This is a genomic window from Pseudomonas profundi (assembly GCF_008638305.1).
Taxonomy (GTDB): domain Bacteria; phylum Pseudomonadota; class Gammaproteobacteria; order Pseudomonadales; family Pseudomonadaceae; genus Halopseudomonas; species Halopseudomonas profundi.
Window position 1 is genome coordinate 1 of the sequence record NZ_VTPZ01000005.1, and the last position, 24,510, is coordinate 24,510.

Annotated in this window: 22 protein-coding genes and 1 other RNA gene; 11 read left to right on the forward strand and 12 right to left on the reverse strand. The window is 58.0% G+C overall.

The window, feature by feature from the left end; all coding sequences use genetic code 11:
* Positions 1-736 precede the first annotated feature (736 nt).
* Positions 737-2,737, forward strand: coding sequence for a bifunctional tRNA (5-methylaminomethyl-2-thiouridine)(34)-methyltransferase MnmD/FAD-dependent 5-carboxymethylaminomethyl-2-thiouridine(34) oxidoreductase MnmC (mnmC, locus tag FZE95_RS08045; protein ID WP_150300350.1), 2,001 nt, complete (start codon positions 737-739; stop codon positions 2,735-2,737).
* A gap of 6 nt (positions 2,738-2,743) precedes the next feature.
* Here mnmC and FZE95_RS08050 read toward each other — a convergent pair whose 3' ends face one another.
* Positions 2,744-3,502, reverse strand: a complete 759-nt coding sequence (locus tag FZE95_RS08050; protein WP_150300351.1) for a sulfite exporter TauE/SafE family protein — start codon at positions 3,500-3,502, stop codon at positions 2,744-2,746.
* 200 nt (positions 3,503-3,702) lie between these two features.
* On the opposite strand from FZE95_RS08050, the gene FZE95_RS08055 reads away from it, so the two are divergent.
* Entirely contained in the window at positions 3,703-3,939 is a 237-nt protein-coding gene (locus tag FZE95_RS08055; protein WP_150300352.1) for a YheU family protein, read from the forward strand.
* Between the two features lie 29 nt (positions 3,940-3,968).
* Here FZE95_RS08055 and FZE95_RS08060 read toward each other — a convergent pair whose 3' ends face one another.
* Positions 3,969-4,532, reverse strand: coding sequence for a carboxymuconolactone decarboxylase family protein (locus tag FZE95_RS08060; protein ID WP_150300353.1), 564 nt, complete (start codon positions 4,530-4,532; stop codon positions 3,969-3,971).
* Positions 4,533-4,540: 8 nt separating this feature from the next.
* The gene (locus FZE95_RS08065; RefSeq protein WP_150300354.1) at positions 4,541-5,869 is read right to left on the reverse strand and encodes an aspartate aminotransferase family protein; all 1,329 of its coding nucleotides are present in this window, start codon (positions 5,867-5,869) and stop codon (positions 4,541-4,543) included.
* Between the two features lie 316 nt (positions 5,870-6,185).
* On the opposite strand from FZE95_RS08065, the gene FZE95_RS08070 reads away from it, so the two are divergent.
* Together FZE95_RS08070 and FZE95_RS08075 are read left to right on the forward strand one after the other, a co-directional pair.
* Positions 6,186-7,637, forward strand: a complete 1,452-nt coding sequence (locus tag FZE95_RS08070; RefSeq protein WP_150300355.1) for a GMC oxidoreductase — start codon at positions 6,186-6,188, stop codon at positions 7,635-7,637.
* A 9-nt stretch (positions 7,638-7,646) separates the two neighbouring features.
* The gene (locus tag FZE95_RS08075) at positions 7,647-8,066 is read left to right on the forward strand and encodes a hypothetical protein (protein WP_150300356.1); all 420 of its coding nucleotides are present in this window, start codon (positions 7,647-7,649) and stop codon (positions 8,064-8,066) included.
* Positions 8,067-8,120: 54 nt separating this feature from the next.
* Here the strand turns inward: FZE95_RS08075 and FZE95_RS08080 are convergent, their stop codons facing one another.
* A complete protein-coding gene (locus FZE95_RS08080; protein ID WP_150300357.1) occupies positions 8,121-9,656 on the reverse strand; it encodes a catalase in 1,536 nt (511 codons plus the stop codon).
* A 153-nt stretch (positions 9,657-9,809) separates the two neighbouring features.
* Between FZE95_RS08080 and FZE95_RS08085 the strand changes: the two genes are divergently transcribed.
* On the forward strand, positions 9,810-11,018 hold the full coding sequence (locus tag FZE95_RS08085) for a YbfB/YjiJ family MFS transporter (RefSeq protein ID WP_150300358.1): 1,209 nt from the start codon (positions 9,810-9,812) through the stop codon (positions 11,016-11,018).
* Between the two features lie 26 nt (positions 11,019-11,044).
* Here FZE95_RS08085 and FZE95_RS08090 read toward each other — a convergent pair whose 3' ends face one another.
* On the reverse strand, positions 11,045-11,344 hold the full coding sequence (locus FZE95_RS08090) for an ArsR/SmtB family transcription factor (RefSeq protein WP_150300359.1): 300 nt from the start codon (positions 11,342-11,344) through the stop codon (positions 11,045-11,047).
* A gap of 101 nt (positions 11,345-11,445) precedes the next feature.
* Here FZE95_RS08090 and FZE95_RS08095 point away from each other — a divergent pair, with 101 nt between their 5' ends.
* The 4 genes from FZE95_RS08095 to FZE95_RS08110 all read left to right on the forward strand — a co-directional run bounded on the left by FZE95_RS08095 (position 11,446) and on the right by FZE95_RS08110 (position 14,340).
* Positions 11,446-12,534: an NADH:flavin oxidoreductase/NADH oxidase gene (locus FZE95_RS08095; RefSeq protein WP_150300360.1), complete on the forward strand. Its 1,089-nt coding sequence runs from the start codon at positions 11,446-11,448 to the stop codon at positions 12,532-12,534.
* Positions 12,535-12,662: 128 nt separating this feature from the next.
* Positions 12,663-13,007: a hypothetical protein gene (locus FZE95_RS08100; protein WP_150300361.1), complete on the forward strand. Its 345-nt coding sequence runs from the start codon at positions 12,663-12,665 to the stop codon at positions 13,005-13,007.
* Positions 13,008-13,112: 105 nt separating this feature from the next.
* Positions 13,113-13,394, forward strand: a complete 282-nt coding sequence (locus FZE95_RS08105) for a hypothetical protein (protein WP_150300362.1) — start codon at positions 13,113-13,115, stop codon at positions 13,392-13,394.
* A gap of 94 nt (positions 13,395-13,488) precedes the next feature.
* Complete coding sequence (locus FZE95_RS08110) at positions 13,489-14,340, forward strand: pirin family protein (protein ID WP_150300363.1); 852 nt, start codon at positions 13,489-13,491, stop codon at positions 14,338-14,340.
* A 7-nt stretch (positions 14,341-14,347) separates the two neighbouring features.
* Here the strand turns inward: FZE95_RS08110 and recR are convergent, their stop codons facing one another.
* The 5 genes from recR to ffs all read right to left on the reverse strand — a co-directional run bounded on the left by recR (position 14,348) and on the right by ffs (position 20,121).
* Positions 14,348-14,947 (reverse strand): recombination mediator RecR, encoded by a 600-nt coding sequence (gene recR, locus FZE95_RS08115; protein WP_150300364.1) that lies wholly within the window; start codon positions 14,945-14,947, stop codon positions 14,348-14,350.
* 20 nt (positions 14,948-14,967) lie between these two features.
* Positions 14,968-15,294, reverse strand: a complete 327-nt coding sequence (locus tag FZE95_RS08120) for a YbaB/EbfC family nucleoid-associated protein (RefSeq protein ID WP_150300365.1) — start codon at positions 15,292-15,294, stop codon at positions 14,968-14,970.
* A gap of 262 nt (positions 15,295-15,556) precedes the next feature.
* Positions 15,557-17,575, reverse strand: a complete 2,019-nt coding sequence (gene dnaX / locus FZE95_RS08130) for a DNA polymerase III subunit gamma/tau (protein ID WP_150300366.1) — start codon at positions 17,573-17,575, stop codon at positions 15,557-15,559.
* 127 nt (positions 17,576-17,702) lie between these two features.
* Positions 17,703-19,664 (reverse strand): acyltransferase family protein, encoded by a 1,962-nt coding sequence (locus FZE95_RS08135; RefSeq protein ID WP_190324533.1) that lies wholly within the window; start codon positions 19,662-19,664, stop codon positions 17,703-17,705.
* 360 nt (positions 19,665-20,024) lie between these two features.
* Positions 20,025-20,121: signal recognition particle sRNA small type (ffs, locus tag FZE95_RS08140), an RNA gene on the reverse strand.
* 256 nt (positions 20,122-20,377) lie between these two features.
* On the opposite strand from ffs, the gene FZE95_RS08145 reads away from it, so the two are divergent.
* Positions 20,378-21,433 carry a lysylphosphatidylglycerol synthase transmembrane domain-containing protein gene (locus FZE95_RS08145; RefSeq protein WP_150300368.1) on the forward strand — a complete coding sequence of 352 codons (1,056 nt, stop codon included), beginning with the start codon at positions 20,378-20,380 and terminating at the stop codon, positions 21,431-21,433.
* Positions 21,430-23,637, forward strand: a complete 2,208-nt coding sequence (locus tag FZE95_RS08150; protein WP_150300369.1) for a glycosyltransferase — start codon at positions 21,430-21,432, stop codon at positions 23,635-23,637. The genes FZE95_RS08145 and FZE95_RS08150 overlap by 4 nt, the downstream gene beginning before the upstream one ends.
* A gap of 4 nt (positions 23,638-23,641) precedes the next feature.
* Here FZE95_RS08150 and FZE95_RS08155 read toward each other — a convergent pair whose 3' ends face one another.
* Both FZE95_RS08155 and FZE95_RS08160 read right to left on the reverse strand, forming a co-directional pair.
* A complete protein-coding gene (locus FZE95_RS08155; protein WP_150300370.1) occupies positions 23,642-23,806 on the reverse strand; it encodes a DUF1328 domain-containing protein in 165 nt (54 codons plus the stop codon).
* A gap of 74 nt (positions 23,807-23,880) precedes the next feature.
* Complete coding sequence (locus tag FZE95_RS08160; protein WP_150300371.1) at positions 23,881-24,087, reverse strand: hypothetical protein; 207 nt, start codon at positions 24,085-24,087, stop codon at positions 23,881-23,883.
* Positions 24,088-24,510: the final 423 nt, after the last annotated feature.

Sequence of the window (24,510 nt, forward strand, 5' to 3'; positions counted from 1 at the left end):
AGCTCGTCGATGACATCCCTGTCATCGCACGGTCGGCTCAAGCCTGTCGCCACGCTTCGCTTAGAGATTCTCGTTGCCGGCTCGAAAAAACACTCAAAGCTCATCACCACACTGGAGTCAGAACGAGCCCGCCGGCTGTCAGGTTGGAGCAAGTGTTGAAAACAGGGATGTTTTCACCAAGCCCCCAGGGATGGGTCCACGGCGTCTTGCGCAAGCCTGACAGCCGGTGGGGGAGGTGGGCTCCGGATTCAGCTGGACGATTGCAGGTGAATACCCCTAGCCCTCGTTCACCAAGGGGGAACTGATCCGTGTTGCCTGATAGTAGCGATGTCCCGTTCATATCCATGCGTACTCAAGCTTGCTGACATCTCGTCTGACTTCCAGCCGCGACATAGCGCCCATTCCTTGTAACAAAACCATCTAACCCGACGTCTGGAATGCAGCTAGGCTCGAAGAACGGGCATAATGCCAAGACTTGTCGGGACCGCTGGATTGGTCTGACACATTGACAGCATCAACCGAAGAGTTGGTGCGGCAGGGTTGGAAGTAGTCCTGCGAACAAAAACAAGAAAGGTGGGTGAATCATGAAACGTTTCCAGAGAACCAAACTGACCAGTGTCGCCCTCGTATTCGTTGCGACCGGATTATTGCTGATATTGCCGAACCTGGGTTGAGCACTGCCGAAGCTGATTCACCGGGAGTACAATGGCGCCGTTAATCGATCAGCGGAGCCTCAGTGACCCCCACCCCTTCTTTTGCGAACCTTGCATGGGCTGACGATGGCCAGCCCTTTTCGGTCGAATTCGATGACGTGTATTTTTCCCGCGAGTCCGGACTGGAAGAAACCCGTCATGTATTTCTTCAGCACAACGCCTTGCCCGAGCGCTGGGCGCAGCTGAGCGATACCAGCCGCTTCTGCATCGCCGAAACAGGGTTCGGTACCGGACTGAATTTTCTCTGCGCATGGCAACTATGGGATTCCCTCGCGCCCGCCGGCGCCAGGCTGCACTTCGTCAGCACCGAAAGATTTCCGCTCAGCCTGACCGATATGCAGCGCGCCCTGGCCCTCTGGCCCGAGCTTGGGTTCTGGTCAGCGCAAATGCTGGCACAGTATTCCGATCTCGCTACGGGTTGGCAGCATTTCAGTCTCGCTGACGGTCGGGTGACCCTGACGCTGCTCGTTGGTGATCTGCTGGAAACACTGCCGCAGCTTGAGGCAAGCGTGGACGCCTGGTTCCTGGATGGTTTTGCCCCGGCAAAGAACCCGGACATGTGGCAGCAACCGCTGTATGACCAGATGGCCCGGCTTTCCACTTCCGGGGCCACGGTTGCGACCTTTACCAGTGTGGGCGCCGTACGCCGCGGGCTGCAAGCGGCCGGCTTCGAGATGCGCAAGGTCAAGGGTTTCGGCCGCAAGCGTGAAATGCTTGCCGGTGCCTTTACTGGCGCCCCGGACCAACCCTGGCACGCACCCTGGTATGCCCGCCCCGCCCGGCCCGTTACAGGTGGACGCCGGGCACTGATAATCGGAGCGGGCCTGGCGGGATGTTGTACCGCGTTCTCCCTGGCCCGCCGCGGTTGGCAGGTGACACTGATCGAACGCCACGCCAGCGAAGCGCAGGAAGCATCCGGCAATCCGCAGGGCATCCTGTACTGCAAGCTGTCACCACACCAGACGCCACTTTCACGATTCATTCAAACAAGCTACGCCTACAGCCTCCGCTTACTACACGAAACGCTTGCTCAGAACGAGGATAACTGGGCGGCCTGTGGAGTGCTTCAGCTGTCCGCTGAGCCGAAGGAAAGCGCGCGTCTGAAGGCCCTTGCCGATCAGGGCTATCCCGACCATTTTCTGCAAGGCGTTGATGCGCAGCGAGCCAGTGAGCTAGCCGGCGTGGCGCTGAATGCAGGGGGCCTGTTCTTCCCGCAGGGGGGATGGGTTAACCCGCCGGCACTGTGCAAAGCGCTGTTACAGCATCCCAACATTCAATTGATGGCCTGTAGCGAAGCCCTGCAGCTGGCTCGAGAAGACAGTACCTGGCAGGCCTTGAATGAAGAAGACGACGTAATAGCGCGGGCAGAGATCGCCGTTATTTGCGCCGCAGCAGACAGCCAGCGCTTTACGCCAAGCGCTCACCTGCCGCTGAAACGGATCCGCGGCCAGATCACCCACCTGCCAGCGACCGAGCATAGCCGCGCGCTCAGCACCGTGTTGTGCTCTGAAGGATACGTATCACCCGCGCGACGCGGCGAGCATCATCTGGGAGCGAGTTTCCGTTTTGACAGGCTGGATACCGAACCCAGCATCGAGGAAAACCAGAGCAACCTGTCTCTGCTCGAGTCGCTGAGCCCGGCGCTGGCAACAGGTCTTGATGCGGCCGCGCTGCAACCGGATCAGCTTGTTGCGAGGGCTGCACTGCGTTGTACCACGCCCGATTATCTGCCGGTGATCGGCCCGCTGGCGGACGCGGAAGCATTTGTGCAGGACTACGCGGTGCTAAGCAAGGACGCCTCGAAAAAGCCTACCGAACCCACGGTCTGGCACCATGGGTTGTATGTCAATGCAGGGCATGGCTCCCGCGGCCTGATCAGCTGTCCACTCAGTGGTGAGCTGCTGGCAGCCTGGATCGAGGGCGAACCCTTACCACTGCCAAGAGAGCTAGCTGAAGCAGTACACCCTAACCGCTTTCTGCTGCGCGACCTGATACGCGGCAAACGTCGGAACACATCAAACTGACAGTCATCAACCGCTCACAAGGGCCATCGTCCCTTCGTAAAGCAACTTGCCGCCGGTGAAAAACAGGAAGACGTAACACAGCTGATAGATAAGCTTTTCATTGGTTCGGTGGAGCATCCAGAAGCCCATGCGCACGCCAATCGGTGCCAGCGGCAACAACACCAGCGACGTCCACAGATTGGCTGGAGTGAACTGGTCCAGCAGAATGTAGCCAGGCACCTTGGCGAAGTTTACCGCGGCAAAGAACACCGCAATGGTGCCCATCAGCAGGGTTTTCTCCATTTTCTGCGGCAGCAGGTACACATTGATCGGTGGGCCGCCGGCATGAATACCGAAGCTGGTAAAGCCGGAGACCAGGCCCCAGAAGCCGCCGCGGACCCGGCTGATCTGCTTGACAGGCGGCTCACTGCGGCGCAGCCAGATATTCAGCACGAAGGCCAGCGCAATGACACCGATCATTACCTGGATATGAGCTTCGCTCATCATGCGAAAGGTCAGCGCAGCCAGTGTTATCCCGAGCATCGCAGCCGGCACGATAATCCGCAGATTGGGCGTGCTCCAGCGTCCGCGGAAGGTACGCAGTGCGACCAGATCCATGGTGCAGAGAATGGGCAACAGAATCGCAGCGGCGGTCTGCGGAGCCATCACCAGGGACATAAGCGGCACGGAGAGGATGGCAATGTTGCCGCCAAAACCGCCTTTGGCAACACCATAAAGCAGGACTGCGGGAATGGCGCACAGATAGAACAGCGGATCGGTAATCATGAATTAACTTCGGAGAACCTCTGAGGGACCTAACGGCAGGCATCTGCCAGGGCGAAGAGCTGGTCGTTCGGGGAACAAGCGAGCGATAGCGCGGGCCAAAACAGTTAACCTTGCAAGCGATTTCCCGGGCGACCTACCCATAAAAAGGCGGCAGTGTACCATCTGCACCCAATCAGACAGTCATATGAGAGTTAGACGTCATGCTGATACCCCACCACATGCTCGACCCAACAATTCTGGAAAACATGCTTGAGGACTTCGTTACGCGCGACGGCACTGACAACGGTTTCGACGCGCCCCTGGAGCAGCGTGTGACTCAACTGAGGAAGCAACTTGAACGGGGCGACATACTGATCGTGTTTCACCCTGACACGGGCGACACCAGCCTCGCCCACCGCAGGGATGTTCCGCCGGACATGCTCAGCGAGCTCGAATAGTGCAGCTCGCGATGAAACGGCAATAGACCCTAGGGCTCGGGAAAAGGCAGCGGCCGATCGGTTTGCAGCCTGACATCAAACACATTCAGGGTCATGGCGACCATGGCGTAGTAGCCGAGGATGCCCACCAGCTCGACCAGCGCCGGCTCGCCAAACAGCTCCCGAGCCTGGTTATATAGCGCGTCCGGCACCCGGCGATGCTGATATAGCGACTGGGTCAATTGATAGACGGTTCGCTCCTTCTCATCCTCGAAGTGAGGTTCTCGACCGACACGCAACGCATCCACAATATCCGGGCTCAAGCCGTTCTCAAGAGCGATGGGTTCATGGATGAGCCATTCGGCCTGGGATTGCCAGAGCGCAGCAGTGGTAAGAATCGCCAGTTCGCTAAAACGCAACGGGATGGACGAATGGTAGCGGCAGAATGCACCAAGCCGCTGTGCCTGGTTGGCCAGTTCGGGACTGTGAATCCACGCCAGAAACGGGCCATCGAGATTCTGCCTTGGCCCGCGCAGTATTTCCTCAAGGACTTCCTTCTGCTTCAAGCTCATTGCTTCGGGACGTAACTCGCTCAGCCGGGAATACATAGTCATTGTCTCATTCATATGCCGCGCATGACCGAACGGATGGACTCGCTCAGTCGCTCAACGATCTCTTCGACATGGGTATCTTCGATGATGAAAGGCGGCGCCAGCAGAATATGGTCACCGTCGCGGCCGTTGACCGTCCCACCCATGGGGTAACACATCAGCCCCAGCTCCATCGCCTTTGCTTTGATACGTGCGTGCAGCTTAAGTTCTGAGCTGAAAGGTGCCTTGGTATCGCGATCGCGCACCAGCTCGATACCGCGGAACAACCCGCGCCCACGGATATCACCGATGTAGGGTAAATCGCCAAGCTGAGACTGCAAACCTGCATGCAGCTTACGTCCCATGCTCACCACCTGAGACAGCAGCTGACGCGACTCGATTTGCTGTTGCACTGCCAGCGCCGCAGCGCAGGCAGTCGCGTGTCCGATATAGGTGTGCCCATGCTGGAAGAACCCGCTGCCTTCCCGGAGTGTCCGGACAATCTGCTCGCTGACCAGGGTAGCGCCAATGGGTTGATAGCCTGCCCCCAGCCCCTTGGCGATGCACAGAATATCCGGCTCGACCTGCTCCTGGGCCGAAACGAACAGACTACCCGTGCGCCCCATGCCGCACATCACCTCATCGGCAATCAGCAACACACCGTAGCGATCACACACTTGTCGGATCAGACGAAAGTAATCAGCCACCGGCGGCACCGCACCGAGGGTAGCGCCGACGACCGGCTCGGCAATAAATGCCATGACCTGATCCGGACCCAGTTCAAGGATTTTGGACTCAAGTTCGTCAGCCAGGCGACGGACGAACACCGCTTCGGTCTCGCCCGGACGCATCTCGCGATAGGCATAGCAGGGGCTGACCTGATGCGTCTCGACCAGCAACGGCTCGAACTGGGCCCGGCGCCACACATTGCCCCCGGTGGCCAGGGCGCCCAACGTGTTACCGTGATAGCTCTGCCGCCGGGAAATGATATGCCTGCGCTCGGGCTCGCCCTTCCCGACAAAATACTGGCGTGCCAGTTTCAGCGCTGACTCGACGGCCTCCGAACCACCCGATACGAAATACACGTAATCCAGCGAGCCGGGCGCTCTGGCGGCAAGAAAGGCCGCCAGTTGCTCCATCGGCTCGGACGTGAAGAAAGAGCTGTGTGCGTAAGCCAGTTCGCCAACCTGTCGCTGGATCGCGGGAATCACGGCCGGGTCACTATGACCGAGACAGGACACCGCTGCCCCGCCACAGGCATCCAGATAGCGCTTGCCTGTCGAGTCGATCAGATAGACGCCCTCGCCCTTCACGGCAACCGGATAGGACTGGACGAGACTGCGGTGCAAAACATGGCTCATTGCATTCACCCGTGGAACGGTTTTCACCCAGTTTAAACCCGGACGCCAACTGCTTAACGGTGTGACGGATAAATTTTCGACACGCTATCGCCCTTTTCTTCGACCCGTCGTCCACCGTCCAAGGTCCTGGGTTCAGCGTTCGGGGCGCGCGGTTCAGATGCCGTATGTCCTGTTCATCACCTTTTTAGGTGAACCCACGCGGCCGAGCATGCTCTAAGGCAATGGCGCGACGGACACAAAGGATCGATGCGCTGTTTTTTGTGATAAAAATCAAAAAGGTAGGCGACCGACTGGTTACCTGCCGGCAAGGATATTCATGGATATAAACAGAGTAAGCGCACGAGCAATACATGAGAAACACTATGAACTGATCGTTATTGGCTCCGGATTCGGCTCTACCTTTTTTCTCAACGAAGCTCTCAAGCATCTCGAAGGCCGCGCCCTGATCATCGAATGGGGCGACTTTCACCCCTGGGCGTGGCAGATTGAAGCACAACGCAATTCCGTGATCAGCCCCGAGAACACCTACACCAACCGCGGCGAAAAGCCCTGGAACATGACCATCGGGCTGGGCGGCGGCATGAACTGTTGGTATTCGCAAACCCCGCGCTTTCATCCCAACGATTTTCACACCCAATCTCTCTACGGGGTCGGGCATGACTGGCCATTCGGCTATGACGAGCTGGAGCCTTACTATTGCCGCGCCGAGAACATCATGTCGATTGCCGGCGATCCTGATATGGCCCGCATGCTGCCGCGCAGCCAGGACTTCCCTCAGCCACCGCACAAAGGCTCGGCTATCGACAGGCTGATGAAGACGGCCATGCCTGATCATCACTTCATCATGCCCACCGGCCGTGCCCGGGTAGCGACGAACACGCGTAATGCATGCTGCGCGACCGCCACCTGCAACCTGTGTCCGGTCAATGCAAAGTTCACGGCCGAAAACGGTTTCGCCGAACTCTATAGCCATCCGAAAGTGGATGTCTGCCTGAACAGCGAAGTGCGCACGCTTGAGTACTCAGGCGACACCATCAGCGGCGCCACCATTTCTTCGGACGGTGAGCAGTTCAGGGTGTTCGGTGATCTGTTCGTGCTCGGCGCCAATGCCATTCAGAGCCCCGCCATCCTGCTTCGCTCGGATATCACCCATGGCCAGACCGGCATGGGTCTGCATGAGCAGGTAGGCGCGGATATCGAAGTGTATCTGGACGGGCTTGGCAACTTTGATGGCAGCACTATTACCACCGGCCTGAACTACGCATTCTATGACGGGGATTTCCGCAAGGAGCGCTCGGCCTGCCTGATTTACTTCGAGAACCGCTGGCCGCATGGGCTCCGTACCGAGCGTGGCCGCTGGAACGAAACGCTGCCGCTGATGCTGGTCACCGAAGACGTGCCGCACGTGGATAACCGCATTACGCTGGACGCCGCAACCGGAAACGCCATCATCAACTATCACGGCGAGTCAGCGTACGCCGAGAAAGGCATTGAGTATGCATTGGAGCACCTTGGTGAGCTGCTCGAGCCGCTACCGGTCGAATCCATTCACTACCGCAGGAAGCGCATCACTGAATCCCATGTTCAAGGCACGCTGCGAATAGGCGAAGCGGGAGACGGTTCGGTGGTCGATGGCAACATGATCCACCATAGCAAGCGGAACCTGATGGTGGTCGGAACCTCAACCTACCCGAGCTGCTCACCGGCCAACCCCAGCCTGACCGCGGCGGCGCTGTCGATCCGCGCGGCAGACAGACTCTACAGTTAAGGAGCGCCCATGAATCGTCGGAAATTTCTGGCTTTATCGGCCGCCACGGTGAGTGTGGCAGCGCTTGGGTCGGCAGCTATCGTCTTTGAGGACAGCCACAGCTTTATTCCCGCGCTGCTGCACGAATACATCGGTGATTACCAGATGACGGAGGAACAGGAGAACAACTTCGTTGATGCGTTTGCCGAAGAATATGGCGAAGAAAAACTCGCCGCCGTCATCGGACTCTACCGGATCCGCTCGGGTACGGGGCTTGGCACGGGCTACACCAACGCCAAGGTGGATGAATTCGAGCGCAAGCTGGTAACGGACTTTCTGGTAACGACCGATTACCTGAAAAAACAGGGCGAACCGAACGCGCAGGTAAACTTCATTGGTTTCAGAATTCCCTGCAATAACCCCTATGCAACCTTTGACGGCTTGAGCTGAAAACAAGGCGGGTACCATGGCGCAGCAAGCGTCATGGTGCCCTTGCGGTAGGCGTTAGCCGGTGAAGTTCTGTCCCGGCGCGGGCCGGGTTTCCAGCGGTGGCAACGCTTTGGCTTTTTCCAGATCAACCCCGGCCCCCTCCGCTACGCGGCGGCCGTAATCCTCATCGCAATGCCAGAAATGCCAGATCATCCGCAGCTGGATGTTTTCCGGGCACTCTTTCATGTCCGCAACCAGATTGTTGATCAGATCGTCCCGCTCCCAGTCTTCGAAACTTCGATAGCGCTCCCCCACCTGACTGTAATCAGCCTCGGTCTTGGTGGTCTGGTAGCGGCCCAGATGGCCCTCGATCCACTGCTTGTACTCGGTGCCCGGATAGGGTGCCTCCTCAAGCCCGTTTTGCGAGCTGGGCTCATAATTGACATGCGGGTTTTCACCGCCGCTGTCTACATAGTGCGCCATCTGCCCGTCACGCTGGTTGGTGGCGAAGGGACATTTGGGCGCATTGATCGGCAGTTGCAGGTAGTTGGCGCCGACCCGGTAGCGCTGGGTATCGGAGTACGACAGCGTCCGGCCCTGCAGCATCTTGTCATCCGAAAAGTCGATCCCGTCTACCAGCACGCCGGTACCGAAAGCAGCCTGCTCGGTCTCGGCGAAGAAGTTCGAGGGGTTGCGGTCAAGCACCAACCGGCCCACCGGCAGCAAGGGAAACTGCTCCTCAGGCCAGCGCTTGGTGTCATCGAGCGGGTCGAAATTCAGCTCAGGGTGTTCGCCGTCAGCCATAACCTGCACGCACATCTCCCACTCGGGGTACTCGCCGCGCTCGATGGCATCGTAGAGATCACGGGTAGCGTGACCCACGTCATGCTTCTGTATTTCCGCCGCTTGCTCGCTGGTCAGATTCTTCACCCCCAGTTTCGGTTCGAAGGAGAATTTGCACAGCACCGCCTCGCCCTGCTCGTTGACCAGCTTGTAGGTATTGACGCTGGAGCCTTCCATTTGCCGATAGTTGGCCGGAATGCCCCAGGGGCTTTTGACCCAGGTGACCATATGCAGCGATTCCGGATGATGCTGGACGAAATCGTAGAAGCGCCAGGCTTCCTGGCGATTGCTGATCGGGTCGGGCTTGAACGCATGGATCATGTCGGGAAACTTGATCGCATCGCGGATGAAGAAAATCTTCAGATTGTTGCCGACCAGATCCCAGTTGCCCTCACGCGTGTAGAACTTGATGGCAAAGCCGCGCGGGTCGCGTGCTGTTTCTGGCGACTCCTTACCCCCAATCACGGTGGAAAAACGCAAAAACACGGGAGTTTTCTCGCCCGCCTGCGCCATTACCGGGGCGCGGGTGTACTTGCTTGCCGGCTCGTCGCCGATCTTGCCGTACGCCTCGAAATAACCGTGCGCTGCGGTACCCCGGGCATGGACGACGCGCTCCGGTATACGTTCTCGATCGAAATGGGTAATTTTCTCGATGAACTGATAATTTTCCAACGTCGCGGGTCCGCGTTCGCCTACGCTACGCAAACTCTGGTTATCGTGGACGGGATGGCCCTGACGGTTGGTGAGTTTCTTCTGATCCTCATTCATGGCTGTACTCCTAAGCTCAATGTGCCCTCTTTGGAGGGACTTAAGCCGAGACAGTTCGGCCGCGCTGACTAATGACATGGCCGTCCTTGGTCGAATAGCCGTATGCAACGAAAATCGCGATCCTTGTAAGCCTGTCAGATAAACGAGAACTGCATGTCGTCATCTACCGTTCTGTGTGCCACCCGCTCCGTTGACCGCACCCGGGTAATACTTGCCGGCGTCTGCGCGCTGATTCTGACCGTTGGCCTGGCCCGCTTCGCCTATACACCCTTGCTGCCGGTCATGCGCGACGGCGCAGGCCTGAGCGATCTCGCCGGTGGTTGGCTGGCTACCTTCAACTACATGGGCTACATGGCCGGGGCGCTCCTCGCTGCAACCACCAACGACCTGCAACGCAAATTTCTCTTCTATCGCGCGGGTCTGCTGATTGCAGTGTTCAGCACGGCTGCCATGGGGCTGACCGATAATCTCTACCTGTGGGCTACGTTCCGTTTTATCGCGGGGGTTTCCAGCGCTGGCGGCCTGTTGATTGCCTCGGGGCTGGTGCTCAACTGGCTGATCAACCATGGCCATAAACCAGAGCTGGGGCTGCACTTCGCCGGCCTGGGTGCCGGGATCGTCGTATCCGGTCTGGCCGTCAGCGCCATGGTGGGCACCCTCGCCTGGGACAGTCAGTGGATCGGGCTGGGCTTGCTTGGCATCCTGTTCTTTCTGCCCGCCTGGTTCTGGCTGCCGGCGCCAGTCCCGGTGCGATCCGCTGAGGGCACGACTGAGCAGCCGCCGTCTGCGCCCTCCTCGACCTGGATGTGGTTGTTTATCGCTGCCTATTTCTGCGCCGGGGTCGGATTCGTGATCAGTGCCACCTTCATTGTCGCGATTGTGGAACAGTTACCTGTGTTCGCTGGCAATGGTCCCTGGGTCTGGGTGGTAGTTGGCCTGGCGGCGGCACCGGCAAGTTTCCTGTGGGACCGCGTGGCGGGATTGGTCGGAGGGCTAACTGCTTTGCTGCTGGCCTACGGGTTACAAATTCTTTCGATCCTGCTCCCGGCCATCAGTAGCGGCGCTTTTGCCAATCTGCTCAGCGCCGGGCTGTTCGGTATCACCTTTGTAGGCATTGTCAGCCTGACGCTATCGATTATCGGCCGTCACTTTCCCGCCAATCCGTCCAAAGCCATGGCGCGCCTTACATTGAGTTATGGGGTAGCGCAGGTTATAGCCCCTGCCATGGCCGGCTACATCGCGATGATCAGCGGCAGCTATCGCGGAGCCTTGTTCATAGCAGCGGGGCTTATGGCAGTGGGAATGCTGCTGTTGCTGCTCATCATGCGCCAGGAGCGACGCGAACTGACCTCCGCCTGTTGATCGCGGCAGATATCTACGGAGCCGGATCAGCCGCTTGAGAGAATCGCATCCAACAAACCTGGGAAGCGCTGATCCAGTTCTTCCCGGCGAAGCGAATTCATATGCATGGTGCCCACTGCGAGGGTACACACCAGGCCACAGTCGCGCAGCACCCGGAAATGATGGGACATGCTGGATTTAGGACGACCGCCGTCCAGCTCGCCGCAGCTGGCTTCCCCCACTGCGGACAATTTGCGCACAATTTCCATACGCACCGGATCGCTAAGCGCATAAAGCACGCGTTCAAGAACGAGATCACTGGCAGGCGGATGTTTGTAGGGTCGCATAGGGCGAATAATACACCGGGGTTTGCTAAAGGACCATAGTTCCAATATTATCGAACTACAGAACCATCAAGTATCCACCTGCACACTCCGAAGGAGTCTTCATGTCCGCACTGTTCCAGCCTTTCAAGCTCAAGGACGTCACCCTACGCAATCGGATTGCGGTTCCACCCATGTGCATGTACTCAGCCGAGGACGGTCTGATCAATGACTGGCACCAGGTGCATCTCGCCTCGCTGGCCCGTGGCGGCGCGGGTCTGGTGGTAGTAGAAGCCACTGCCGTGTCGCCGGAAGGTCGCATCTCCCCCGGCTGTGCCGGCATCTGGAACGACCAGTTGGCGCAGGCATTCATCCCTGCGGTGAAAGCAATCAAGGCGGCCGGCTCGGTACCCGGCATCCAGATTGCGCACGCCGGACGCAAAGCCAGCGCCAATCGTCCATGGGAAGGTGATGACCATATCCCCAACGACGATCCAAACGGATGGCAAACCATCGCACCCTCCGCTATTGCCTTCGGTGCCAACCTGCCGAAGCAGCCCAGGGCCATGACGCTGGATGACATCGCCCGCGTGCGTCAGGACTTTGTTGACGCGGCTATTCGCGCTCGTGACGTCGGATTCGAGTGGCTCGAACTGCACTTCGCCCATGGCTATCTGGCGCAGTCTTTTTTCTCCGAGCATTCCAACCAGCGTGACGACCAATACGGCGGCAGCTTCGAAAACCGCAGTCGTTTCCTGCTAGAAACCCTGGCGGCGGTGCGCGAAGTATGGCCCGAGCATCTGCCTCTTACCGCGCGTTTCGGCGTGATCGAATTTGATGGCCGCGACGAGCAGACCCTGTCCGAGTCAATCGAACTGACCCGACGCATGAAGGCCGGTGGCCTGGACCTGCTCAGCGTCAGCATCGGCTTTACGATTCCCGGCGGACGCGTGCCCTGGGCACCCGGATTTATGGGTCCGATTGCCCAGCGGGTCCGGGATGAAGCCGGCATACCGGTCTCTTCGGCGTGGGGCTTCGGCGATCCAAAAGTTGCCGAACAGGCCATTGCCACAGGCCAGCTGGATCAGGCGCTGATTGGCAAGGCGCATCTGGCCAACCCGCACTGGAGCTACCAGGCAGCACGGGAGCTGGAGGTCGAACGTCCCTCCTGGACGCTGCCGGCGCCCTACGCGCACTGGCTGGAACGCTACTAGGCGCTTTCGGTAACACGCACCAGGGCGGCTTCGGCCGCCTTGCTGCGTTATAGCCGCAGGGATCGAGGAACTATGGCTAAAGCACGGCTTTCAAAGCACTACATGCATACGGATAGCCGGAGACCATTATGAATACCTTGATCAAAGCCTGCGGGGCCGTCCTCTGCCTGCCCCTCGCGGTCACGGCTAATGAAGCTTCCTTGAATCAGGAGCTGAACGGGCTCGATATTGATAGCCGTATCCTCGTTACCGATCCCACACGCGGCCCGGATGCGTCCGGTGTGGATCTGGTTCAGGTCACCAATAACAGCGATGTGAACGCGCTCTGCCAGCTGAAGCCGGCTCCGGACGAGCCCAATATGAATCCGTCCCGGCCAACAGATGTAGCGCCGGGCGAACAGGCAACGTTGCGCTTGCAAGGCAGCTATCGGGATGTGAAATCCACCGCCACCCTGGATTGTCAGCCCAATTGACCCTGCGCCCAAACGCCGCAGTGCTCCCCGGGCGGCTTGGACAGGAAGCGGCTAAGCGCTAACATACAGCCTTATAAAGCCCTTGATGGGTACACGAGGTTCAAAATGACAATTCGTAATAACCTGGCGCTAGCCTGTGTGCTTTCTGCCTTCGCCCTCCCCGTTTCTGCACAGACATGTACCCCTGAAGACGCCATGCACCGGGCAGAAGTGGCTGCGGAAACCATCAACCGCATCGCAGACAACAATCCCGAAAAGGCCGCTGCGCTCCATGAAAAGCTGCTGAAGTTCCAGGAACGGGACCCCACACGGGATCGCCACAGCGCTTGCGAGGCCTATGACCGCATCATCGCTGAACTTGAACGTGAAGACGAGCTAGCCAACTAATCGATCTTATCGATAGGTTTCCTGCGTTTTTCGCGTTATTAAATCGACTTATCCGGCCATAGAATATCAAGCATATCCTTAATGGAGGTGCTTTATGTCCGAACAGAAAAGAGAGCTGATTGAAACGATCGTCGGTCGAGCCACGTCCGACGGTGACGGGGTCAAGCTCACGCGAATATTCGGCGGACAAGGGGCCGAACGTTTCGACCCGTTTCTGATGCTGGATGAGTTCGGCTCCGACGAAGCGTCGGAGTATATCGGTGGCTTTCCGTCTCACCCACACCGCGGCTTCGAAACGGTTACCTATATGCTTGAAGGCCGGATGCTCCATCAGGACCATCTGGGCAACCAGGGCCTGCTCGAGCCTGGCGGCGTGCAGTGGATGACCGCAGGCCGGGGCATAATCCACTCGGAAATGCCGCAGCAGAGCTCTGGTCTGATGCGTGGTTTCCAGCTCTGGGTCAACTTGCCCGCCGAGCACAAGTTGCAACCAGCCAGCTATCGCGACATGCCTGCTGAAGCATTCCCCTTTCACGACGTCTCCGGCGGCCAGCTCAAGGTTATTGCGGGCTCCCTTGAAGTAGCAGGCCAAACCTTGGCCGGTCCGGTTCAGAACAAACCCACCGAACCCTTGTATGTCGACGTGCATCTCAAGCCGAATCAGGCTTTCAGCACGGCGATAGCCGATCATCTGAATGTGCTGTTATATGTGTACGAAGGGGATGTCAGGGTTGGCGAGGCGCCATTACGGGCCGGTCAGCTCGGTCGGCTGAGCAAAAGCGGGCAGCTTTCAGTCGAGTCGGGGGCAGCCGGAGCGCGGTTGTTGATTCTGGCAGGCAAGCCGCTTGGCGAGCCCATAGTGCAGTACGGGCCATTCGTAATGAACAGCCGCGAGGAAATCGAACAGGCGCTGCGCGACTATCGGGACGGTCGGCTTGCCGGCTGACTGCGCATCAGCCGACTGGCGTGCGTCCCGCCAGGGCGTGCGCCAGAGTACCGCCATCAATGAATTCCAGCTCACCCCCCAACGGAATGCCGTGGGCCAGTCGCGATACCCGGATGCCCCTCGGCCTCAACATACTGGCAATATAATGGGCGGTCGCCTCGCCCTCCACAGTGGGGTTGGTGGCCAATATCACTTCGGTCACCTCTCTGCCTTCCAGCGCCTCGAGCAGCGCCGGAATACCGATCTCCTCCGGCCCCTGACCATCGATAGGTGACAGGTGTCCTTTCAAAACGAAATAGCGGCCGTTGAAGCCGCCGGCCTGCTCGATAGCCCAGACGTCGGCCGGGCTCTGCAAAATGCATAGCAGGCCATCATCACGCCGCGGATCCGAACACAGCGAACAGATTTCCGTCTCGCTCAGCATGCGGCAACGTGAGCAATAACCCACCCCATCCATCGCTGCCTCCAGGGCATGCGCAAGATGGCGCGCGACGTTGCGGTCACGCTCCAGCATATTCAACGCCATACGCTGGGCTGTTTTTGGACCGACACCCGGCAGTCCCCGCAGGGCATCGATCAACTGGCGAATCAAGGGGCTGAAACTCATCGAAGTCCTTGCTGGTTACTTCAGAACGGCATCTTGAAACCTTCAGGCAAGTTCATGCCCGAGGTCATGCCCGCCATTTTTTCCTTGCTCTGGGCTTCAAGCTTGCGCACGGCGTCGTTAAAGGCCGCTGCAATCAGGTCCTCAAGCACTTCCTTGTCTTCAGTCAGAAGGCTGTCGTCAATGCTGACGCGACGCACATCGTGGCGACCGTTCATGACCACCGAAACCAATCCGGCCCCGGACTGGCCGGTAACCTCGGCATTGGCCAGCTCTTCCTGCATTTTCTGCATTTTTTCCTGCATTTCCTGAGCCTGCTTCATCAGGCCTGCCATCCCACCTTTCATCATGATCGCGTCCTCATTTAAGTTGTTAGGGGCTGTTGACGTTTCGTCGCGAGCCGCGTTGCTGTGTCAAATGGCGCAAGGCCGGGCGGCGATCCGCAAGGCGCGGGACGCAGGTAATGGTTGTTCCCTTGCCAAGTCCCGCAACGCCGCANGGTGCAGCACTGCGTTGCTCGTCATTCATTTGGAACAACCAAACTTCATTCCTCGCGCCTTGTTCTGCGCCAAACGGGCCTCCGTCGCGGCCGCGATGAAACGTTAACAGACCCTAAGCATCAAGCGGGCGGATACTGTCATCGCATATCTGCGCCGCGAATTCTCGTACCAGGCTCTGCACCAGCGGGTCGGTCTGGATGCTGGTCTCGGCCTCCTTCTGTCGCGCCACCTTACGTCGGGCCGCCGCGATTGCTGGCGTCTCCTGGGTAGGTGCGGCCACTTCAATCATTATCGTCACCGGCGCACCGACATGGTCTGCCACCGCCTGCTCGATACGGAGCCGATGATTCTCGTTATATAGCGCGCTGTGCCCCGGGTCCAGATGCAGCGCCCATGTGTCTGGCTCGCGCTTTATCAGCTGGCAATGCGCAGCAATGCTCTGGGTCAGGCCACTGAGCCGCAGCGAGGTGAAAATGTCCAGCCACTGCGCTGCAACATCTGTCGCGGGTGGCAGATCGCTGACCTCATCAATTTCCGCAGCGGCCTCTGTGGCTGCTCCAGTGTTTTCTGCAACCTGCCAATCATTGAGATACTGGCTGACGTCCAGTTGTTCCTCGTCATCATAATCGCCCCGCTCTGCAGTATCGTCCGCTGGCGGAACGTGCAGCCATTCAGCCGGTGCCTCATCGTAAGGCGGCTTGACCGGCGTACCGCTTTTCAGCGGCCGGCTGGCTATCGGCGATAAGACCTGTTCCGCGGTAAGTGCCGGAGCAACCGGTTGCTCGATTACCTTCGGGGCATCCAGCTGCGGAGCAGCCGAAACGGGCTTTGTAGCCTGGCTGGGCATAGCTGGCGCGGGCGCAGTCTGCGCAGGTACAGACGATTCCTGCGGCGCAGCGTCATTGGAACCTGGCGTAGCATGGGACCGGCCAGCAACACCGGGAGCGGCTGGCCGGCCCGGTTCGGGTTCAGCCCTGGCCTGGCTGAACCCCGGCAACTTTCCCGACGAGGGAGCAGCCTGCGGCGGCGCGGCGGCGTCGCTCAGTGTGCCGGGCCTGAAGGCCATCATGCGAAGCAAAGCCATCTCGAAGCCACCCCGCGGATCGGGCGATAGTGGTAAATCTCTTCTGCCATGCAATGCCAACTGATAGAACAGCTGGACATCCTCTGCGCTGATCTGGCCGGCAAGCTCAACAATCCGGTGTTGGTCGCCCAGACTGTTATCAATGGCTTCGGGGACAACCTGCGCAACAGCGAGCCGCTGCAGGGTGGAGATTAGCTCGGCCAGCACGCCGGCAAAATCCGCGCCCTGCTCTGCCAGCTCGGCTACCAGGGCCAGCGATGCTTTGGCATCACTTCGGGCCAATGTTTCAAGCAGACCAAACACCTGACTATGATCGATAGTGCCCAGCATATTGCGCACCTCGGCAACACGCAGCGCGCCATTGCCAAAGGCAATAGCCTGGTCGGTCAGGCTCAGTCCATCGCGCATCGAGCCGTCAGCTGCGCGGCCCAGCAGCCACAACGACTCCTCGTCGAAAGGAACATTCTCTTCACCCAGCACGAAGCGAAGATGCTCGACGACTTTCTCGGGCAGCATGTTCTTCAGGGAGAACTGCAGACAGCGTGAAAGAATGGTTACCGGCAGCTTTTGCGGATCGGTAGTGGCCAGCAGGAACTTGACGTGGGCAGGCGGCTCTTCCAGCGTTTTCAACAGGGCGTTGAAACTGTGGCTGGAAAGCATATGCACTTCGTCGATCAGATAGACCTTGAAACGACCCCGCGACGGAGCGTACTGGACATTGTCGAGCAGCTCACGGGTGTCCTCGACCTTGGTGCGACTGGCTGCGTCCACTTCGATCAGGTCAACGAAGCGGCCTTCGTCGATTTCCTTGCAGGCCGAGCAGACGCCACAAGGCTCCGAACTGACTCCCGATTCGCAATTCAGACACTTGGCGAGAATACGTGCGACCGTTGTTTTGCCGACACCGCGGGTACCCGTAAACAGATAGGCATGATGCAGGCGATCATGGTCCAGAGCGTTGATCAGAGCCTGCAACACATGGGTCTGGCCGACCATTTCGCGGAACAGGCGCGGACGCCATTTTCGGGCTAAAACCTGGTAACTCATCGGGATATCTGCAGTCCGCTCTGATCGTTGGGGCAATCCGGTACTTTAACCAAAGCAGACCGACAATGCGAGACGCGCCCGACGCGCCTGCCTCATCCAGCACATCGCTCGCGCATCCCGGCGGCAATCAATTTCCGACGTAGCGTCTTTCCGGTATTTCGCCCTGCCTGCCGCCCGTAGCCATGTCAGCAAACTCCTCGAACAGGCTGGATTGGCGAAATGCACGGGCCGCCATTTTCGCGCCATAGACGCTGATGTGACCTGATTCATCCAGGCTGAAGGGAATATTGTCACGTGTTACATCTGACGGCACACCATCCACGTTGAATAGCGCATCGCGATCGAAGTACAGCACGTTGGCAAACTGTGAGGCCAACTGGGACAGCTCCCGATTGGCAGCACGCGCCGACTCGTCCCGTTCCTTGTGGAAGCGCGAGATATCGAAGGAGGTGTCGAATAACAGGCTGCGTTGATACATATTCTTGACGTTGACATCGAAATTGGTTGGTGCCGGCATGAGGATTACCAGCGCTGACTGTTCCGCGGCCATGGCGACGATATCGAACACGCCCTGCATCTGCTGTTTGGCGTGAACCGCCCCCCACTGGCCGGCGAAGACGACGAAATCATAGTCGGAAAGGTTAGCAACCAGATATTCACGATTGAACAGACACTGCTGATAACCGCGCCCAGTGTAAGGGCCTGTGTATTCCTCGCTCAGACTGGGATAACACCAGTCAGTGGACACCGAATCGATCTTCATCGATATGTGCTGACCAATGTCATCCCAGAAAGGATCGTAATGTCCCGCAAAGGAATCACCGAACAGCAGGCCGTTCACCTCTGCCGATCTATCTCCCAATTCACAGCCCAAACCTGCCTCACCCACCTCAAGCTCAGGAAAGGTTTCGACGCTGTGAAAGCACCATCCACTCTGTTTCCAGGGCATCACGAGATCCGCTGTGGTACGCCTGAACTGCTCGGTCATCCTGTCGGGGAACCCGTTCGCCACAAAGGTGATTGAAGCCAGAGCGCAGGCAGCGACAACCGGACCACCAATTACCGAACGCGGCTTCAGTGCCGGGGCGTAACGCGGTTTCTTGCACGCCATGCCCTCTATGAAGGTAAAGGACAGCCAACCGGCCAGCACAGAGGTGCCGACCGCGAACAGAACCCAGCGCATATCGTGCTCAAGGCCGAAATAATACAACCAGACCGCTATCGGCCAGTGCCAGAGATACAAGGAGTAAGAGGTCTTGCCGAGGAATTGCGCGACGGGGTTGCCGGTAATCAGCGATTCGCCCTGGGAAGATGCGATAACCAGTACCGCACCGAACACCGGCAGCGCGGCCAACCAGCCCGGCCAGTGGGTGTTCTCGCTGAAACTCACTGCGCAGACAACGATGATTGCCAGTCCGGCAATCTCCATCGTCTTGCCGGTACGCTTGCCCACAGTCATGGGGTATAGATAGATCAAACTCCCCGCAAGCATCTCCCACACGCGCGTGGGCAGCAGGAAGAACGCCGAGGTCGGCCATTTGCCCGAGGCATACACCGACAATCCGAAGGAAAAGGCAGCCAGCGCCCATAGAAACCAGCGCGTATTCGAAGCAGAGACCAGCTTGCGCAGCGCGACGATCAGCACTGGATAGAAGATATAGAACTGCCATTCAACGGAAAGCGACCAGGTATGCAGCAACCATTGATCGTGCGAGGCCTGCTCGAAATAACCGGCCTGTTTCCAGAACAGGAGGTTGGATACAAACGCCAGGCTGCCAAGCACCTCCCTGCCAAGTGACGCGTAATCACCCGGTAACAGCAGGAACCAGCCCACGATCAGCAAAAACAGACAGACGAAGGCTAGCGCTGGAATGATGCGACGGCAGCGATCAAGATAAAACTGAGGGATGGTAAAAGTGTTCTTTTCCATCCTGGAGTAAATGATGCCCGTCATCAAAAAACCCGAGATGACGAAAAACACGTCGACTCCGATGAAGCCGCCTTCCATGCCGAGCAGACCGAAATGAAACAGCACGACCAGCACGACTGCCACGGCCCGAAGTCCGTTGATATCTCTTCTGAATTCCACAGCTCTCTCCCGCCACTTTGCAAAATGCGACCATCTCAAACAGGTGATTTATTCGAGAGTGCAAGAGCAACTATGGTGGAGAGATAGTCATCTTCTTCGTCCTTTAAGGGGATGTCCCCGGGGCTGGCCCCGCCTGGGATGAACAAAGCGTTACAAAGTTATGACCCATCCCGAAAGCCATCGGTTCAGACGATGATGCCCGGAGGTTAGCTTTTTGAATTATTAGGATGCAACGCCAAAGACGCTTGAGTTCTAAGCCTGTGAAACAGGTCAGACGCGAAGTGACGACCAGGTACCAAACGGCGATCTGGGGGCATAACGAGGGGCGGAAAAGACTGAGAAGAAGGCTATGGGTGGCGGCCCTGCCAGCCACACCCCGGCACACGATGTAACCGCTGTGGCTGCTCCCTTCCGGGCCTGACCAGGTTCACGGCGAATCATTGCGAGGGGACCGACAGGACCACCATAGCGTGCCCGTGCTTGACGGGCCGCGCTATTGTAACGAGTTGGCCGGAACTTACAACCCGCTGTCCCATTGGAAACTGCGGAACCTCTCCTAAACATGCCTCTCAAAAGCTCGTTCCCGCTCCAGCTTCGCCAGACAGGGCAGGCTGCGAAGCTGGCGGGAGCGCCTGCCAGCGTTATCATGGCGATAACCAACTCATGCACAGATACCGGTGAACTCGAGCCCGGCGAAACACTACAGGCCTTTGATGTCCGACCCACGCAATGCGCGCGACACCCTGCCTAATGCTTCAGCGAAACGCCTGCTGGGGCTTAGCTTGCTCTTTATGGGCTTGAGTAGCCTCGGCATCTGGGCCGTTTACCTCCAGGTGCCGGATACCAGCCTGACCTTCGACTTCAGGCTGATCAGCTGGCAGACGCTGCTTGCCGTAACTGGCCTGCTCGGCATTTACTATCTGTCCGATGCGCTGCGCCTGTACTACACCCTGAAGGCGCTGGATCAGCAGATCGCGTTAAAGGAAGTATTTCGTCTGGTTTTCGTAAATATCTTCTTTTCCAACATAACGCCAATGGCTACTGGCGGAGGGGTAGCACAAATCTGGTACTTGCGTCGGCATGGGGTACGCCTTGGCACCGCCACCGCAGCCACCACCATCCGAACCATTCTGGCGGTGATTTTCATCTTCGGATTTACGCCGATTTTCCTGTTGACGCTCGATCACCTCAACAATCAGACGATCATCAGCCGGGTGGGTGGCCTGCTGGCGGTGGTGATAATGGCTTATCTGAGCTTTTTCGCTGTTTTGCTATTGCGTACGCGCCTGCTGATCCTGCCGATCAGCGCCGTGCTGCGGCAGGCGCATAGCATCGGTCTGCTCAACGAAGCGCGACACCGCCATTGGCAGTACAAGTTACGCAGGGAGATGCTCCGTTTCTCCCACTCGTTCAGCATTTATATGCGCGGCTCCAAACTCAACGTGGTGCTTTCGGTTCTCGCGACCTTTGTCTTTCTCCTCAGTCTTTTCAGCTTCCCTGCCCTGCTGATTTTCGCGCTGGGTTACGACGTCGACTACCTGGTCACCGTGGGCCTGCTGGTGGTCACTACCTTCGTCATGTACTTCTCGCCGACTCCAGGCGCATCGGGCATATCGGAAGGACTCTTCGGCAGCTTTTTCAGCAGCATCCTCGGGGCCAACCATCTGGTGCTGGTAACGATCGGCTGGCGCGTGCTTACGATTTATCTGGGGATGATTGTCGGGCTACTGGTCATGCAACGCGAACTCAGCCGCAAAGGGCAATCATGAAGCGCCGCAACATTCGGCTCAAGGCCCTGTTTTACGTAAACGTTCTGACACTCCTGATACTGGTGAGTTACAAGGTCTATCTGGCGCTGTACAAGCCTGACGTCGAGGCCGTGCATACCGAACAGCTGCTGGAAATCGATTCACGGCTACACGACCGGGACAGCTTCAACTTCGCCGTGGTCGGTAACATGAACAATTCCGTGGGCATTTTTGAAAGGAGTTTCATACCGCAGCTGAATCAGTCAGGACTGGATTTTGTGGTATCTGCCGGAAACGCCGTCAGCAGCGGCGGCGAAGACAAATACCGCTCCCTGCATGGCACCCTCGAAAAGCTCGATATTCCTTTTCTACTGACCTTTGGTGCCAATGAGTATTCCAACTTTGGTAGCTTTCGCTTTTATGAGGATTTCGGGCCGCACCTGTATTCGGTTCGCGCGGCCAACACCCGGCTCATCTTCCTCGACAGCACTGGCAAGACGCCCTATCGCTGGCAGCTGCACTGGCTTGGCGACCTGCTTGAGCAGAGCGATGCCGCGCATACCCTGGTATTCACCGGCCATCCTCTGCTGCCGATCAAGCAAAACCGGTTTTTTGTGCGTGACGGCGATTACCTGCAGCCCGATGCGTTTCGGACTGAATTGCTCAAGCTGTTGCGCCAATATCAGGTCGATGTCGTGTTTTCGGCCAATCTTCCGGTGTTCTCCGAGCAGGTCCTCGACGGGACCCGCCACATCATCACGGGGGGCGCCGGCGGACTGATTCTGAACGATTCAGAAAGTTTTCATCATTATATAGAGGTGTCGGTCACACCCGAATCGGTTACGACGCGACTGGTACCGCTGGTTATCGGGCAGCACCCATTCTGGGCCACCCTCGAAAGCCTGTGGTTCTTCTTTTACTCGCTGTTCTACGTCGGCTTTGTCAATTTCATGCTGCTCGTATCGCTGTTGAGCCTGATCGCGATCCGCTTGTATCTGCTGCTGTTTTCAGAGCGCAGTTATTACCGGGACTTCGATATCAACCCGGCACCCTGGCTCAACAAACCCCTGCGCGTAGCCATGTTTACCAATAATTACCTTCCGTTCATAGGTGGCGTGCCGATCTCTATCGAGCGGCTACGCCTGGGACTCCAGGATCTCGGCAACAAGGTATTGTTGGTTGCCCCGCGTTATCGTGACCAGCCCGGGGTCGAGCAGGACACACTGCGCCTGCCTTCGCTGCTGGCCTTTGGTAAACCAGGCGACTTCAGGCTGGCGAATATCTTCCTGCCCCGCGTGCGCCGGCATCTGCAAGCGTTCAAGCCGGACATCATTCATGTTCACCATCCGATATGGGTCGGCTCACTCGGTCTGTACCTGGGCAAACGGCTGAAGATTCCGGTGGTTTACACCTATCACACGCGCCTTGAGCACTACGCGCACTTTGTGCCGTTGCCCGGCGGGCTGTTTCGCAATTTCATTTCGCACGCATTGATCAAACGCTTTGCCAACAAGTGCGACGGGATCATCGTGCCGACCTACTCGGCGGAGGAATACCTGAGGATGATAGGCGTCAGGACGCCAACTTTTGTCCAGCCAACCGGCATCGAGTATCAGCGTTTTCTGCAAACGGCGCCCGAGCGCGTTCGCCAGCTGCGTCAACAACTCGGGATTACAGACGAAATCGTGCTACTGACCGTGTCGCGACTGTCCAACGAGAAGAATCTGGACTTCATGATTGACGCCGCCGCCACGCTCGCACAAACCAGTGAAAGAGCATTTCGACTCCTGATTATCGGTGACGGCCACCAGCGCGGACGACTCCAGCAACGCATCGACAATCTCGATCTGAACAGGAACGTGACCCTGCTGGGCAGCGTCGCGCCCGCCGAGATGCCCCTCTACTACGGCCTCGGTGAGCTGTTCGTATTTACATCCAAATCAGAAACCCAAGGCATGGTATTGCTCGAGGCAATGGCTGCGGGATTGCCGGTTGTAGCCGTTCGCTCCAGTGGGACCGACGATGTGATCAGGGAAGGCGTTAACGGCTTCAAGACCCCTGGCAATCAATCAGCCTGGCTTGCGAAGGTAGATGAGCTGATGCGGGACGAAACGCTGCGTCGCCGCCTGGGAATCAATGCCCGAGACTTTGCACGCGACTATTCGGTGGAGCGTTTTGCCCGTGAAGTGAAAAGTATCTACGCCGAGATCCTGGCCCGCAGCTGATTCACTACAGCCGCCGTCGATAACTCGCAACAAAGGCGAGGATAAACATCGCCAGAAACACCACAAAGAGTATCTTGGCGATACCGGTTGCGGTCCCTGCAATGCCACCGAAACCCAGCACAGCGGCCACGATGGCAATCACCAGAAATGCGACAGCCCAACTAAGCATTCTTGCTCCTTGAATCGGCGCTGCAGGCAGGATAGTCAGGCGGGCCTCTGAGCTGAATTGGATCAACCTGACAGCTAAAAAACCCAGCGCGGCCCGGCTGATTGCTCAGGCACCTCGCTAGTGGCGCTCGCCGCCCGCGAATACACGATTTGCTGGGAAAGCGTCGAAGCCTGCGGCGCCTGTGTGCTTGCATTACTCTCAGCTCCTAGAATCACCAACAAGGCAGCGCTGGCAAAAAGACCTTTGCCCAGCAGTAAAATCCCCCAGTCACGCTGTTTCATGCTCATTCTCCTTCTGCCTGGCCAGGCGACCCCTCCTGGCCGGGTAAATGCATTGGTGATGCGAGCCAGTCGTTGGCTCTACTCGCTCTTTCTGGCGCTCACTGCCCTTGAGGCGGCGCTCCGGCGGTTGAACAGCCGATGCAACAAGCGGGTTCCTTCACGCCTCATCTGATGTAACATCCTTCGTCTGTCGCCCAGTCGAATCCCGGAGTGCTGCGCCTGGAGGTATGCGGGACGATGACCATATGGATTAACACAGGATAATACTGGCAATTCGCATGCCATCTTCGAAACTACTTTTATTGTAATGAAATCAATTACTTAAATAATCAGTCGCACAAGGCCAGCATGCAGCATGCATGACCCTGTCCCTGTCGCCATGCAATTTGCATGATAGCCTTATGCTCGCCGTCAGATATCCGG

Coding starts and splice junctions, on each gene's coding strand:
- FZE95_RS08050 (WP_150300351.1), bottom strand. CDS start 3,502: ATGATTACCGATCCGCTGTTCTATCTGTGCGCCATTCCCGCAGTCCTG.
- FZE95_RS08055 (WP_150300352.1), top strand. CDS start 3,703: ATGCTGATACCCCACCACATGCTCGACCCAACAATTCTGGAAAACATG.
- FZE95_RS08060 (WP_150300353.1), bottom strand. CDS start 4,532: ATGACTATGTATTCCCGGCTGAGCGAGTTACGTCCCGAAGCAATGAGC.
- FZE95_RS08065 (WP_150300354.1), bottom strand. CDS start 5,869: ATGAGCCATGTTTTGCACCGCAGTCTCGTCCAGTCCTATCCGGTTGCC.
- FZE95_RS08070 (WP_150300355.1), top strand. CDS start 6,186: ATGGATATAAACAGAGTAAGCGCACGAGCAATACATGAGAAACACTAT.
- FZE95_RS08075 (WP_150300356.1), top strand. CDS start 7,647: ATGAATCGTCGGAAATTTCTGGCTTTATCGGCCGCCACGGTGAGTGTG.
- FZE95_RS08080 (WP_150300357.1), bottom strand. CDS start 9,656: ATGAATGAGGATCAGAAGAAACTCACCAACCGTCAGGGCCATCCCGTC.
- FZE95_RS08085 (WP_150300358.1), top strand. CDS start 9,810: ATGTCGTCATCTACCGTTCTGTGTGCCACCCGCTCCGTTGACCGCACC.
- FZE95_RS08090 (WP_150300359.1), bottom strand. CDS start 11,344: ATGCGACCCTACAAACATCCGCCTGCCAGTGATCTCGTTCTTGAACGC.
- FZE95_RS08095 (WP_150300360.1), top strand. CDS start 11,446: ATGTCCGCACTGTTCCAGCCTTTCAAGCTCAAGGACGTCACCCTACGC.
- FZE95_RS08100 (WP_150300361.1), top strand. CDS start 12,663: ATGAATACCTTGATCAAAGCCTGCGGGGCCGTCCTCTGCCTGCCCCTC.
- FZE95_RS08105 (WP_150300362.1), top strand. CDS start 13,113: ATGACAATTCGTAATAACCTGGCGCTAGCCTGTGTGCTTTCTGCCTTC.
- FZE95_RS08110 (WP_150300363.1), top strand. CDS start 13,489: ATGTCCGAACAGAAAAGAGAGCTGATTGAAACGATCGTCGGTCGAGCC.
- recR (WP_150300364.1), bottom strand. CDS start 14,947: ATGAGTTTCAGCCCCTTGATTCGCCAGTTGATCGATGCCCTGCGGGGA.
- FZE95_RS08120 (WP_150300365.1), bottom strand. CDS start 15,294: ATGATGAAAGGTGGGATGGCAGGCCTGATGAAGCAGGCTCAGGAAATG.
- dnaX (WP_150300366.1), bottom strand. CDS start 17,575: ATGAGTTACCAGGTTTTAGCCCGAAAATGGCGTCCGCGCCTGTTCCGC.
- FZE95_RS08145 (WP_150300368.1), top strand. CDS start 20,378: ATGTCCGACCCACGCAATGCGCGCGACACCCTGCCTAATGCTTCAGCG.
- FZE95_RS08150 (WP_150300369.1), top strand. CDS start 21,430: ATGAAGCGCCGCAACATTCGGCTCAAGGCCCTGTTTTACGTAAACGTT.
- FZE95_RS08155 (WP_150300370.1), bottom strand. CDS start 23,806: ATGCTTAGTTGGGCTGTCGCATTTCTGGTGATTGCCATCGTGGCCGCT.
- FZE95_RS08160 (WP_150300371.1), bottom strand. CDS start 24,087: ATGAAACAGCGTGACTGGGGGATTTTACTGCTGGGCAAAGGTCTTTTT.